Source organism: Ferroplasma sp. (genome assembly GCF_037442045.1).
Classification (GTDB): Archaea; Thermoplasmatota; Thermoplasmata; order Thermoplasmatales; family Thermoplasmataceae; genus Ferroplasma.
Genome location: NZ_JBBIRC010000042.1, coordinates 1 through 12213, shown reverse-complemented (window position 1 = coordinate 12213; position 12213 = coordinate 1). Strand labels below are relative to the sequence as shown.

Genomic DNA, 12213 nt, shown 5'->3' with positions numbered 1-12213 from the left:
TTATATGTCTGCGGTTGAATAAAGCTTTTCATGAGACCTAATTTCCTTTATAGTCTGGTTTCCTCTTTTCAAGAAAAGCTTTGACGCCTTCTTTAAGGTCGTTTCCGGCATATAACATGCCCATGGATAAAGCCTCTTCATCAAGGTTTATTGTTGCTGTATTATATATCAGGCGCTTTGCCACATAAACCGATGCAGGTGAGATTTTCTCAGAAAGGCTTTTTGCCAGTTCCATTGTGTTTTCTTCTATCTTTTCAGAAAATAACCTTGTAATGATACCGTATTCATAAGCTTTCTGGCCGCTAATTCTGTCGCATGTCAATATCATGTCCATAGCCCTGGAAATTCCTATAAGATTTGGCAATCTCTGGCTGCCTCCATATCCCGGTATGAGCCCGAGCCCTGCCTCAGGGAATCCTATAACAGAGTCTGGAAGCGATGTTCTTATATCGCAGGCAAGTGCCAGTTCAAAACCGCCTCCAAGCACATATCCTTTAAGCTGGGCAATGAAAATTTTATTCATTTTTGTGATTCTGTCAAATATGGTTTCACCGGTATTTGATATTTTCATGAACATAAACGGATTGCTGATAAACTGCGATAAATCAGCACCTGCAGAGAAAGCTCTTTCATTGCCTTTTATTATTACCACATTTACATTGTTTGCTTCTTCAATAATGTTCAGCTGCTTATCCAGTGCCTTAAGCAATTCAAAGCTCATTAAATTGTTTTTTCCGTTCATTAATGTTATGATTCCCACTTTTCCTTCTATCTTATAATCCAGGATTTCTGATTTTTCTTCCTTCTTTTCTTCAACAACCTTTTTGTTAAAGGCCTCTTTCATTTTATGCGCTTCTATTGTCTTCGAAGGCTTAAAAACATCAATTTTATACTGTTCATAGAGTTTGTTCAGTGTTTCTAAAACTTCATCATTGGTCAATCCATTTGCAACTGTTATTGGCCCAAAAGGCCTGTTCAGCCCGTATTTCACTCCTGTTTCAATATCGGCAGAAACTGCAACGCCATCTTCTATAAGTTTTGTAGCTTCATTGATCTCAAGAGCAAATATATCCATTAAATTTATTTTATCGCTTTCTTCTGATTCAGGTATTATTGCCTTTCCATTTTCCCATTTATATATGCCCTCTCCAGTCTTTAAACCCAGTTTTTTGGATCCCATAAGAGAATCAAAGGCATGGCATTTTCCATAATCAGGTGATAACTCTTTTCCATAATATTTAAGGGAATCAACAACGGTATCTATGCCAACATAATCAAACAGCTGGTATGGCCCCATTGGCAACCCCTGTGATTTAAAGTATTTATCAATTGCTTCCGGCTTTGCTATCTTATTCTCATAAGCATTGCAGAGCAGCAGCATTTCCGGTGCCGATATCCTGTTTACAACAAAACCTGCTTCATCCTTTAAAATTTTAATCGGTTTTTTCCCCAGCTTCACGGAAAGGTCATAGATCTCATCAATATAATTCATTGATGTTTTATCCCCTTTTATTACCTCAACCAGCTTCATCAAAATAGGTGGATTGAAAAAATGCATGCCTACAAGCCTTTCAGGTTTTTTAATTTCCTCTGCCATTTCTGTAATTCTTATATTTGAAGTATTTGAAGCAATTATTTTATCTGTATGCTCTGCAATCTCTTTCAGTACTTTTACCTTTATTTCATAAATTTCAGGAACAACTTCTATGGATAAATCTGCATTTTTCACCGCTTCCTCTATATTATTGAAAAACTTTATATTTTCAATGGCAGCTTTCTTTCCTGCATCATCAAGTTTTTTTGATGCAATGAGTTTGTCCAGGCTATTATTAATTCCAATTTTTGCTTTTTCAATGACTTCTGGATAAAAATCTTCCAGATTTACTTTATAGCCGTTTAATGCGAAAACCTCTGCTATGCTGTGGCCCATTACCCCTGCGCCTACTACTGCTACCTGTTTAATCATGGCGATATATATTTTTAGGCTTTAAAGCCTTTTTGCTTCAGAAGTTATAGGCAGAAATCTGAATTAAATATTAAGAGAATAGCATAATATATCTTAATAGGGGTGCTTTCTTATTAAATATAAACAGTATTTGAACACGCATGCTATGTTAAAAACAATGTTAATGTAATAATGATAAAGATTATAAATCAATAGCTTATCAATAGTTATGTCGAATTATGAGTTAACTATAAACAACCTTCTTGATAGCGCTGTCAGGTCTAACGGTGATCAGAAAATTATTTACAAGGATTTGCAGCTTACTTATAAATCATTCTATAAAAATGCAAAAAATTTTGCTGCTAATTTAACCAAAATAGGCGTCAAGCCCGGAGATAGAATTGCAGTTCTTGACTATGACACAATTAATTACATGTACTGTTATTATTCAATTCCGATGATAGGTGCAGTTATACACATGGTAAATATAAGATACCCACCGGAGATTCTTTACTATACAATAAAAAATTCTGATGATACATATATAGTTACAAACGCAGATTTTATGCCACTGCTGATGCAGTATAAAGATATGTTTGAATTCATAAAAGGTTTTATTGTTTATTCTGAAAATGGGCATAAGGATTATGGAATGAATAATGTATATTTTGCAGATGATCTTTTAAAAAATGAAGAATATACGGCGTTTTCCCCGGATGAGAATGATCTGGCAACACTATTTTATACATCCGGAACAACAGGAATCCCAAAGGGAGTTTATTACACGCATAAACAGCTTGTCCTTCACAGCCTTGCCACAGCTGGTGCACTTTCTGATGAACCTATAGCACTGAAAAGAACATCTGTTATGCTCCCTCTTGTTCCAATGTTTCATGTACATGCATGGGGAGTCCCTTATTTCAGCATAATGAAGGGGATAAAATATATATTGCCCGGAAAATATGAATGGGATAGAATTCTTGAAACTATGGAAAAAGAGAAAGTTACAAACTCTGCAATGGTGCCATCCATACTCTACCTTCTTCTTCAGGCAAAAAGAGGGCCTGAAATCCTTGGAAAGCTGAAATTAAAAACAGTAATAGGGGGTGCAGCACTAAATGAAGGGCTTGCAACTACAGCAGAATCGCTAGGAATGAGCGTTGTGACCGGATACGGAATGTCAGAAACCGGGCCAATACTTACTCTTGCGACCTACAACAATGATGTGATGAAATTCAGTGAAGAGAAAAAACAGGAATATCGCAGAAAGACAGGAATACCGATTTCACTGGTCAATCTTCGCGTGGTTTACAACGGAAAGGATGTTATAAGGGATAATAAGGAGATAGGCGAAATTACAGTTCAGGCTCCATGGCTCACCGAAGGATATTTGAAAGAACCTGAAAAAACAAAGAAGTTATGGGTTGACGGCTGGCTCCACACTGGAGACCTTGCCACCATGGATGAATATGGCTATATAAAAATAGTTGATAGGGAAAGCGATGCCGTTAAATCCGGCGGAGAATTTATACCATCGATGGTTCTTGAAGACCTTATAAGCACGGTTCCCGGTGTTGGTGAAGTGGCTGTAACAAAAAAGAACGATGAGAAATGGGGCGAAAGGCCTGTTGCTTTCATTAAAGGGACAGCAAAAAAGGAAGATATAGTTAAAAAAATGCAGGAATTTGTTGATACTGGAAGAATAGCAAAGTTCTGGCTTCCTGATGACTATATCTTTGTAGATGAATTTGAAAAGACCGGAACAGGAAAAATAAATAAAGTAGTATTGAGAAAGAAATTGGAGTGAATTATAATGGAAGACACATATATAGTTGATTATAAAAGAATACCATTTTCTAGAGCCCGCCCGAGGGATCCGGAAAAAGATGTATATAACGATTTAAGAATGGATAAAATGCTTTCTGAACTGATTAAGGAATCAGTAAAAAAGACAGGAATTAATGCAGCAGAGATAGAAGATGTAATTACTGGTTGTGCATTCCAGGCTGGAGAAAACTGGACATATGGTGGCAGGCATCCCGTACTTTTAGCTGATTTGCCAGTGTCAGTGCCAGCAATGTCACTTGACAGGGCATGTTCATCATCCTTAAATGCAACTGGAATAGGGGCACTGGAAATCATGGCTGGAAAGGCAGGGATAATACTTGCAGGAGGAATGGAGCATATGACACATGTGCCTCTTGGAATCGACAATCCATTTATAAGGCCAAATATGGAATTAATGGTTAATCCAAAGTATGCCAAATTCAATATGAATGTATCATATAATATGGGATTGACTGCAGAAAAGCTCGCAAAATTAAGAAAAATTTCCAGGGATGAAATGGATGAATATTCATACAATTCCCATCAAAGAGCTGCAAAAGCCTACGATGACGGCTTTATGAAAGATGAAATAATGCCTGTAACAGTAAATGGAAAAACAATAACCACAGACCTTGGAATAAGAAGGGATACCACACTGGAACAGATAAAATCATTGAAGCCTGCATACAGCGAAGATGGAATAATCACAGCAGCAAACTCATCTTCATTAAACGATGGTGCATCACTTGTAATGCTTATGTCCGGCCAAAAAGTAAAGGAATATGGATTAAAGCCAATGGCAAAAATTGTTGATTTTGCCGCTGCCGGTGTCGATCCGACTATAATGGGAGAAGGGCCGGTGCCTGCAACGGAAAAAGTATTAAAAAGAAATAACTTAAAGCCAGAAGATATAGATTACTGGGAAATTAATGAAGCATTTGCCGTTGTTGTATTGAACGCAGTTCATGCCTTCAATCTTGATTTAAATAAAGTCAATATACATGGCGGTGGGCTATCCATAGGTCATCCACTTGGAGCCACTGGAGCAAGGATTGCCGGAACACTTGCAAGAACACTGGAAAATAAAAAAGGAAATCTTGGGATCGCAACATTATGTGTCGGCGGTGGCCAGGGATATTCAATGCTACTGGAGCGTGTTTAAATGTTTGAAGAATATGATGAATACAGAAATAAAATAAGAGAATTTGCCCTTAAAGAATTTACAGACAATGTGGCTGCAGAATATGACAGAAAGGAAGAATACCCGGAGGATTTAAGGAAAAAGTCATTATCTTTAGGGCTAATTGATATGCAAAATCCTGCAAAGGTAATGATAGCCATAGAAGAATTATGTAGAGTGGACGCTGGCCTTGGCATAGCAGTTACAACACCGTATTTCGGAAGCGAAGTTATAATGCTTTTTGGAAATGATAAACAAAAAGATGTTCTTCAGGACGTTTATAAAGGAAAATATATTCTCGGTCTCGCTGTAACAGAGCCTTCAGGAGGAAGCGATGTTGCCGGCTTAAAGACAACTGCTAAGAAAAATGGCAATAAATATATATTAAACGGATCTAAAATGTTCATAACAAATGGTGCAATAGCAGATTATCTCGTCGTGCTTGCAAGGACTTCAGAGGATTCCAATCCACACCACGGATTGAGCACATTTCTGGTAAATACAAAATTAAATGGATTTAAGGCAAATAAGCTTGTGGACAAACTCGGAGTCAGGCCAACAAATACCGCAGAATTGCAGTTCAATAATATAGAATTAAGTGAAGATGATCTTATTGGTGAGGAGGGCAAGGGCTTTTATTATATAATGATGTTCTTTAATATTAGTAGAATTTATGTTGCAGCCCAATCCCTTGGAATTGCAAGAGGGGCATTTGATAAAATTAAAGAATACATGAAAGATAATAATGTAAAGGATGAGGAGTCTTTATTCAGGTTATCAGATGTTGGAACAAGAATAGAAGCTACCAGGCAAATGACATATAATGCAGCATCATACCTGTTCGAATTCAAGCCACGTCCAGAGCTCACAAGCATGGCAAAGGCATACGGGAGCGAAACTGCAGTATATGCTGCAGAATCCGCAATGGAAATTTTGGGCAATAAATCGTTATATGAAAATGTTCAGAGAATATTCAGGAATGCCAAGATTATGGAGATCTGGGAAGGAACAAGCGAAATAGAGAAGCTTGTCATTGCAAGATATATACTTAAAGGTGAATAAATATGAAAGAGGAAAATCAAATCTTAAAGCAAACTATAGATGAGTTCTGCGAAAAAGAACTGGATGAAAAGAAAATTGAATCCACTGGAATCACAGTGAAAATAACGGAACTTCTGGCATCTCAGGGTTTTCTTGGTGCAGTAATCCCTGGAAAATATTCAGGGTCTGAACTGGATAATACATCATATCAAATTATTCTGGAAGAAACTGCAAGATATTCTCCTTCTGTTGCAATGAAAATCTTTGTTTTGAATTCATTATATTATCCTTCTGTAGAGGGAACTTCTGAAGAGTATTCACTGGAAGCTGCCGCCTCAGGAAAATTGAATGTGGCTGTTGATTTTATCAATAATTCATCAGAGTTAAAAGAAAATGCAGGAAAATTGTCAGGAACATTAAAAAATATTCTCGGTCTAAATGCAGACAAAATTGTATTGTTCAATGGAAACACATCAATCGTAAATGAACCATTCAAAACGAATGTTAGGGATTTCATGGGTTTCCGCGGCATACAATTCGGCGATGTTGAATTAAGCCACAGTGCCAAGCTTCTGGATAGAAACAATAGAAGATCTGAAATTATGGAAAAGGCATATGGAGCAGTTAATGCAATTGCTCTTGGAATGATCTCCGAAGCACTTAAAAAGGCCATAGATTACACTTCGGTTCGAAAAGCGTTCGGGAATTATCTTAAGGATTTTGAGCCAATTTCTTTCAGGCTTTCCAGATTTAGGGCCACAGAATCGGTTTTGAGAAATGCCCTTTACAGTAATGTAGATCCATATTATACTTTCAATGTAGCAATGGAAGCAATGGTAGAAATCGCAAGATATTCAGTTAATACCCATGGGGGATATGGCTATTTCCAGGATTTCGGCGTAGAAAAATTCTATCGTGATGCAATTGTAATGAAATCTATCTTCTATGGAAATGAAGAATTAAAAAAGCTAGCAGACCACGTATATTCTGAAAAAATTAATTTTGTTTAATATTTATCAAAAATATAATATTTATAATTCTTTTAATAATTATTTTATACCATGCAATATCTTCAATCTTTGTGTTTTTCACTGAAAACTCTTGCTTCATATGCATAAATTTCTGAATTTTTATAGCAATCCTTTTCCATGCCAGCTTTCTTGCAGGTTTCCTGAATAAATTCTTTCATATTCATATTGTATTCAAGTGCAACCTGCGGCAATAATGTTCCTGAATAAATCCCATTTTCTAAATATATTCCATATTTTCCAGGTTTTTCATTTATTAGTTCTTCATATTTTGCTTTTAATAGTTCTCCTATAACAGTAACTTCTACGGTTATTTCTGCATATTCTCCCTTTTTTAAAGGTTCAAATCTCGGGTCTCTAAATGCTGCATTCCACGCTGCCTTTTCAACTGCCACATTTAAAGGCATAACAGGCCTTAAATAACCAATGCATCCACGCAGTGAATTATGCTCATTTATTGTTACAAATGCACCTCTTTTTGTTTTAAGTTTTTCCGGAATTTCCTGATCTGTAGTTTTATATCCATTTATGCTATTTCTTGCCATGTTAATTAAAATTTTTCCATCCGATTCAGTTAATTGGTCCATAAATTTATCGTGTATAGCCATATTTTTATATAATTATAATTTAGATTTAAACTTTTATATAAACTTTATATAAATCATAGTAATACTTAAATATGGATAACACCAGAAGTCCGTATGTTGCAGGGGCGTTTTACCCTGATGATAATGAAACTTTAAAAGATGATATAAAAAGCTACATGGCTATAAATACACCTGAATTAGAATACAAAAAGCTCATCGGTGTTATAGTTCCTCATGCAGGATATAAATATTCAGGCCATACAGCTGCATATGCATACAGCATCATTAAAAAGAATAAGAAAAATACATTTTTAATAATTGGCCCAAATCATTATGGTTTTCCTTCATATCCTGCTACTTACAGCAATGGATACTGGAATACTCCTTTAGGATATGCACGCATAAATTCTGAATTGGCAGAAAAGTTACTGTTAAAATCAGATATAATAAGGGATGATAAAGAGGCACATACAGTAGAGCATTCAATAGAAGTTCAGTTGCCATTTCTCCAATATATATTTGGGGATAATTTCTCGTTCACGCCATTAATTCTCGGGAACCAGAGCGCTGCTGTGGCAAGGAATATAGCAGAAACTATAGAGACACTGGCGGAAAAACCATTTATTATTATAAGTTCTGATCTTAACCATTATAATTCATATGATAAAAACAATGAACTGGACCAAATTTTAATAAATGATATTATTGAAATGAAAATTTTAAATTATTATGACGATATCAAAAAATATAAACTAACAGCATGCGGTTATGGCGCTATTGCAACTCTTATGGCAGTAACAAAGCAGCAAAAGGGGAAAATTGCACTGTTGAACCACAGCAATTCTGGAGATTATAGCAGTGATAAGGGAAGAGTTGTGGGTTATTCTGCTATGGTTGCATATAAATGAAAATGTTAAGATTAACAATATATAAGTAATTTAAATGTAATATGTTACAGTGCAGGCTTCTCTTTTTGAAATAAAGGGCAATAAAATAAGGTGCACAGCGTGTGCAAGATACTGCTTATTAAGTAATGGCCAGACAGGCTTTTGTGGGGTAAGAACTGCTGCAAATGGTGTGTTAAATCTAGATGTATACAATTTTCCATATGCATTTAATATTGATCCAATAGAAAAGAAACCGGTTCTGCACATGTTTCCAGGAACAAGAATTCTCTCATTTGGGACTGCAGGATGCAATTTTGCATGCAAATACTGCCAGAATTTTGATATGAGCCAGAGAAAGGAAGTAACAGGAAGTTACACAACTCCCGAAGCTATAATAAAGATGGCAAGGAAAAATAAGGTAGATGGCATAGCATTTACATATAATGAACCAACAATATTTATGGAATTTGCCAGGGATGTTGGTGTTCTGGCCCATAAATATGGTTTATTTAACATATTTGTAACAAATGGCTATGAAACCCCGGAATCAATGGAAATGGCTTCTGAATTTCTTGATGCAATGACAATTGATTTTAAGGGAAATGGAGAAGAAAAATTCTACAATAAATACATATCAGTCATGTCAGCAAATTTGATTTACAGAACCATTAAAAATGCTATTGATTATGGAATACACACTGAAATTACGGATCTGGTAATACCGGAAATCGGTGATAATCTTGAAGCTGCAGCTATTATGGTAGAAAAAATAAGGGACATTGCCGGTGAGTATATTCCTGTAAGCTTTTTAAGGTATCATCCAGATTATAAATTGAATATTCCATCTACTCCATTTGAAACACTTAAAAATCACTATGACCTGGCAAGGAGCATGGGCATGAAATATGTATATCTGGGAAATGTCCAGGAAGAATCCTATGAAAATACATATTGCCCAAATTGCGGAAATTTATTGATATCCCGGAAAATATTTGATTCAAAAATAATCGGGCTTGACAAAAATGGGAATTGCACAAAATGTGGTTTCAGTACCGGAATTAAAATAAAATGATTAATTCTCCAGAATTTTTTTTATGTTATAAGGCAGATTTCTCTCTATTATATTTTTCGTGCTGATCGCTTTATTTGCAATATACGCATCAATGAATTCATTGCTTACATAATAAACAAGGAGAAAATCTATAACAATATCATTATCCTCCAGAATTTCAATTTTATTGAACATATGATCGCATGATATTTTTGTGATAAGGTATTTTGATATTTCTCTTCTGATTATAATATATCTCATATCAAAGCCTGTAAAGTTCTGGCCTTCTTTGTTTAAGCACCGGCATTTTTTTCCTTACGGCAGCAATTCTATCCAAACTGGTATTAACATATATTATATCTTCTTCTTCTGCTGACCTGCTTATTATGGCACCTATTGGATCAGTAAATGTTGTTATTCCCGTGAATCCACCACCGATCATATTGGATGTTGCCAGATATACCGTATTTTCAAGTGCACGTGTTGAAACCATAGATAGCCACTGCTCCTCCTTCATTGGGCCTGAAAACCATGCAGATATTAATATTATCATATCAGCATCATTTAAAGAATAATTGCGAAATATCTCGGGAAAACGAATATCATAACATATTAGCATTCCAAAATTAATATTTCCTATTTTGGAAACTTTAAATGGACCATTGCCGTATGTATAGATATCCGATTCTTTATAGCCAAAAGCATCGTATAAATGTGTTTTTCTGTAATAATTCTGAAGTTCACCATCGTTTACAAATACTGCAGTATCATAATAATTATGGTCATATAATTCGTTTATGCCTGTTATTATTCCAATTTTTTTAGAGCTCGAGATCTCTCTTAATTTTTTTACATAATCGCCATTCAGTGGCTCTGAATTTTTAATTATTGCTTCTTTATACTGTGAATAAAACATATAATATTCAGGGAAAACAATTAAATCTGCAGAATTAGACGCTGCTATGCCTGCATAATATTCTATATTTCTAAGGCTGACATCCTTATCGGCTACAGGCTTCAACTGTGTCAGTGCTATTTTTACCATAATAATATAAGCCATTTTAATATAAAAATAATGTGTAAATTCTTTTTCAATCCAGTATATAATTATCGATCTCTTCTATAATAATTGAAATGTTTTAATATTATTCACGAATAATCTAACCATGAAAACATTAAAAATTGGAGCATTGGCCGATTCAGGCGATCTATACCCATTTATTCCTCTAATAGAAAAAAAGATAAAAAGTGACGACTTTAATCTGGAATTTGAATATATTCCAACTGTACAGGAAGTAAATGATAAGATAGTCAAAAAGGATGTTGATATTTCGGTCCCTTCTGCAGCACTTTATCCATATATACAGAAAGATTACTTTATTTTATCAAGTGCTGTTGCATCTGCTGTTGATGGCATTACAGGCATGCCAATCCTTGCAATGAAAAATATGGACATGGATGAAATAAAGAATTCTAAAATTATTGTTCACGGTTTAAATACCACCGCATTCAATTTATATAAATTGCTTATAGGCAAATATAAAAAACTTGTAGTTGTCCACAGGGTGCTTGATGAAGTCAATTCAATGGTAAATGATGGAGGTGTCATGGTTGCAGTGCATGAACTGAAAGCGATGTATGATCTGAAAAAAATGGGTGTTGAGCCGTTCAGGCTTGCCAGCATGTGGGACATGTGGAAAGAATTATCTGGCAATAAGCCAATGCCAATGGGCACAGTTGTTATAAATTCAGAAATTGGAGAGGATTATGCAATAAAATTTAAGGAACTGTACAATAAAAGCAAGAAATATGCAGAAACACACATGGAGGAAATACTTCCAGTTGATGTAAAAATCATGCGAGAGGTTCAGAATTCCGATATTAGCCCTGAAGTCATTAAGGGCACAATAGGCGCAGATGTTAAAGAATACAATGTTTCACTGGACGCTGTAAAATCTGGGCTTGAATTCTTTTATGACATTATGCATAAAAGGGATTTGCTTCCAGGTGTCAGTGAGTTAAGGTTAATATAAAATAATTGTAAACTATTATTTTTATTGTTGACAACAAGTTTAAATATAACATTTTAGGTTTATGCAGGAACACAAATGGCAAAAAGAAAAATTAAACATCGAGGAATAATTGCATTAATAATAGTAATTGTAGTAGCTTTGCTGTTATACGGTCTTGTTCCAACAATTTTAAACACAAGCCCGTCTGCCATGAAAGATAATAATTCGTATTATATTTCTGGAAGAATAACTAGTGATATAACTTATAATGGCTTTTCTGCCTTTACACTCGAAGACAACGGTAAAACTATTACAGTAGAATATAATGGAACAGCATCAATACACGCTTTTGTCCTTGTTCATGGAACATATGAGAGTGGAATATTTGGAAGCTATTTAGATGCAAATTCTGTAACTCCATGGTATTATTCAATCAGTTAAATAAAGTATTATAAAATAATCAATTTAACAATGTATTTATTTTAATTTAAATTATAGTTTTAAAGTGACTTATTTTGAACAAAATTGAAGGTATTTTATGGACAACTTCGGCATTTGCATTTATTCAAATTATGGGTGGTTTTTATCTATCTCAGATAGAAAATCCTCTAACTTCTTACGTTTTAATACTTCATATATTTACTGGAATAATTCT

12 protein-coding genes are annotated in these 12213 nt (G+C 34.8%); 8 read left to right on the top strand and 4 right to left on the bottom strand.

All coding sequences use genetic code 11. The annotated features are described in order from the left end of the window. Positions 1–37 precede the first annotated feature (37 nt). Entirely contained in the window at positions 38–1966 is a 1929-nt protein-coding gene (locus WKI77_RS06120; protein WP_337860944.1) for a 3-hydroxyacyl-CoA dehydrogenase NAD-binding domain-containing protein, read from the bottom strand. A gap of 208 nt (positions 1967–2174) precedes the next feature. On the opposite strand from WKI77_RS06120, the gene WKI77_RS06115 reads away from it, so the two are divergent. Genes WKI77_RS06115 through WKI77_RS06100 form a run of 4 tightly spaced genes read left to right on the top strand, consistent with a single transcriptional unit; the run spans position 2175 to position 7003 of the window. Beyond that, positions 2175–3752, top strand: coding sequence for a long-chain-fatty-acid--CoA ligase (locus WKI77_RS06115; protein ID WP_337860943.1), 1578 nt, complete (start codon positions 2175–2177; stop codon positions 3750–3752). A 6-nt stretch (positions 3753–3758) separates the two neighbouring features. Beyond that, positions 3759–4934: an acetyl-CoA C-acetyltransferase gene (locus WKI77_RS06110; protein WP_337860942.1), complete on the top strand. Its 1176-nt coding sequence runs from the start codon at positions 3759–3761 to the stop codon at positions 4932–4934. Next, complete coding sequence (locus tag WKI77_RS06105; protein ID WP_337860941.1) at positions 4935–6014, top strand: acyl-CoA dehydrogenase family protein; 1080 nt, start codon at positions 4935–4937, stop codon at positions 6012–6014. A 2-nt stretch (positions 6015–6016) separates the two neighbouring features. Further along, entirely contained in the window at positions 6017–7003 is a 987-nt protein-coding gene (locus WKI77_RS06100; protein WP_337860940.1) for an acyl-CoA dehydrogenase family protein, read from the top strand. Between the two features lie 62 nt (positions 7004–7065). Here the strand turns inward: WKI77_RS06100 and amrA are convergent, their stop codons facing one another. After that, a complete protein-coding gene (gene amrA, locus WKI77_RS06095) occupies positions 7066–7608 on the bottom strand; it encodes an AmmeMemoRadiSam system protein A (RefSeq protein ID WP_337860939.1) in 543 nt (180 codons plus the stop codon). A gap of 92 nt (positions 7609–7700) precedes the next feature. Here amrA and WKI77_RS06090 point away from each other — a divergent pair, with 92 nt between their 5' ends. Next, positions 7701–8516 (top strand): MEMO1 family protein, encoded by an 816-nt coding sequence (locus tag WKI77_RS06090; protein ID WP_337860938.1) that lies wholly within the window; start codon positions 7701–7703, stop codon positions 8514–8516. 49 nt (positions 8517–8565) lie between these two features. Continuing rightward, positions 8566–9567: an AmmeMemoRadiSam system radical SAM enzyme gene (amrS, locus tag WKI77_RS06085; RefSeq protein ID WP_337860937.1), complete on the top strand. Its 1002-nt coding sequence runs from the start codon at positions 8566–8568 to the stop codon at positions 9565–9567. On the opposite strand, the gene WKI77_RS06080 is transcribed toward amrS, so the two are convergent. Then, positions 9568–9807, bottom strand: a complete 240-nt coding sequence (locus WKI77_RS06080) for a hypothetical protein (RefSeq protein WP_337860936.1) — start codon at positions 9805–9807, stop codon at positions 9568–9570. Between the two features lies 1 nt (position 9808). Further along, positions 9809–10591: a carbon-nitrogen hydrolase family protein gene (locus WKI77_RS06075; protein ID WP_337860935.1), complete on the bottom strand. Its 783-nt coding sequence runs from the start codon at positions 10589–10591 to the stop codon at positions 9809–9811. Positions 10592–10712: 121 nt separating this feature from the next. On the opposite strand from WKI77_RS06075, the gene WKI77_RS06070 reads away from it, so the two are divergent. Both WKI77_RS06070 and WKI77_RS06065 read left to right on the top strand, forming a co-directional pair. Further along, positions 10713–11579, top strand: coding sequence for an MqnA/MqnD/SBP family protein (locus WKI77_RS06070; protein WP_337860934.1), 867 nt, complete (start codon positions 10713–10715; stop codon positions 11577–11579). Between the two features lie 75 nt (positions 11580–11654). Next, a complete protein-coding gene (locus WKI77_RS06065) occupies positions 11655–11999 on the top strand; it encodes a hypothetical protein (protein ID WP_337860933.1) in 345 nt (114 codons plus the stop codon). Positions 12000–12213: the final 214 nt, after the last annotated feature.

What these genes read in the sequence shown, in the direction of transcription:
- WKI77_RS06120 (WP_337860944.1), bottom strand. Translation starts at nt 1,966, where the DNA reads ATGATTAAACAGGTAGCAGTAGTAGGCGCAGGGGTAATGGGCCACAGC.
- WKI77_RS06115 (WP_337860943.1), top strand. Translation starts at nt 2,175, where the DNA reads ATGTCGAATTATGAGTTAACTATAAACAACCTTCTTGATAGCGCTGTC.
- WKI77_RS06110 (WP_337860942.1), top strand. Translation starts at nt 3,759, where the DNA reads ATGGAAGACACATATATAGTTGATTATAAAAGAATACCATTTTCTAGA.
- WKI77_RS06105 (WP_337860941.1), top strand. Translation starts at nt 4,935, where the DNA reads ATGTTTGAAGAATATGATGAATACAGAAATAAAATAAGAGAATTTGCC.
- WKI77_RS06100 (WP_337860940.1), top strand. Translation starts at nt 6,017, where the DNA reads ATGAAAGAGGAAAATCAAATCTTAAAGCAAACTATAGATGAGTTCTGC.
- amrA (WP_337860939.1), bottom strand. Translation starts at nt 7,608, where the DNA reads ATGGACCAATTAACTGAATCGGATGGAAAAATTTTAATTAACATGGCA.
- WKI77_RS06090 (WP_337860938.1), top strand. Translation starts at nt 7,701, where the DNA reads ATGGATAACACCAGAAGTCCGTATGTTGCAGGGGCGTTTTACCCTGAT.
- WKI77_RS06080 (WP_337860936.1), bottom strand. Translation starts at nt 9,807, where the DNA reads ATGAGATATATTATAATCAGAAGAGAAATATCAAAATACCTTATCACA.
- WKI77_RS06075 (WP_337860935.1), bottom strand. Translation starts at nt 10,591, where the DNA reads ATGGTAAAAATAGCACTGACACAGTTGAAGCCTGTAGCCGATAAGGAT.
- WKI77_RS06070 (WP_337860934.1), top strand. Translation starts at nt 10,713, where the DNA reads ATGAAAACATTAAAAATTGGAGCATTGGCCGATTCAGGCGATCTATAC.
- WKI77_RS06065 (WP_337860933.1), top strand. Translation starts at nt 11,655, where the DNA reads ATGGCAAAAAGAAAAATTAAACATCGAGGAATAATTGCATTAATAATA.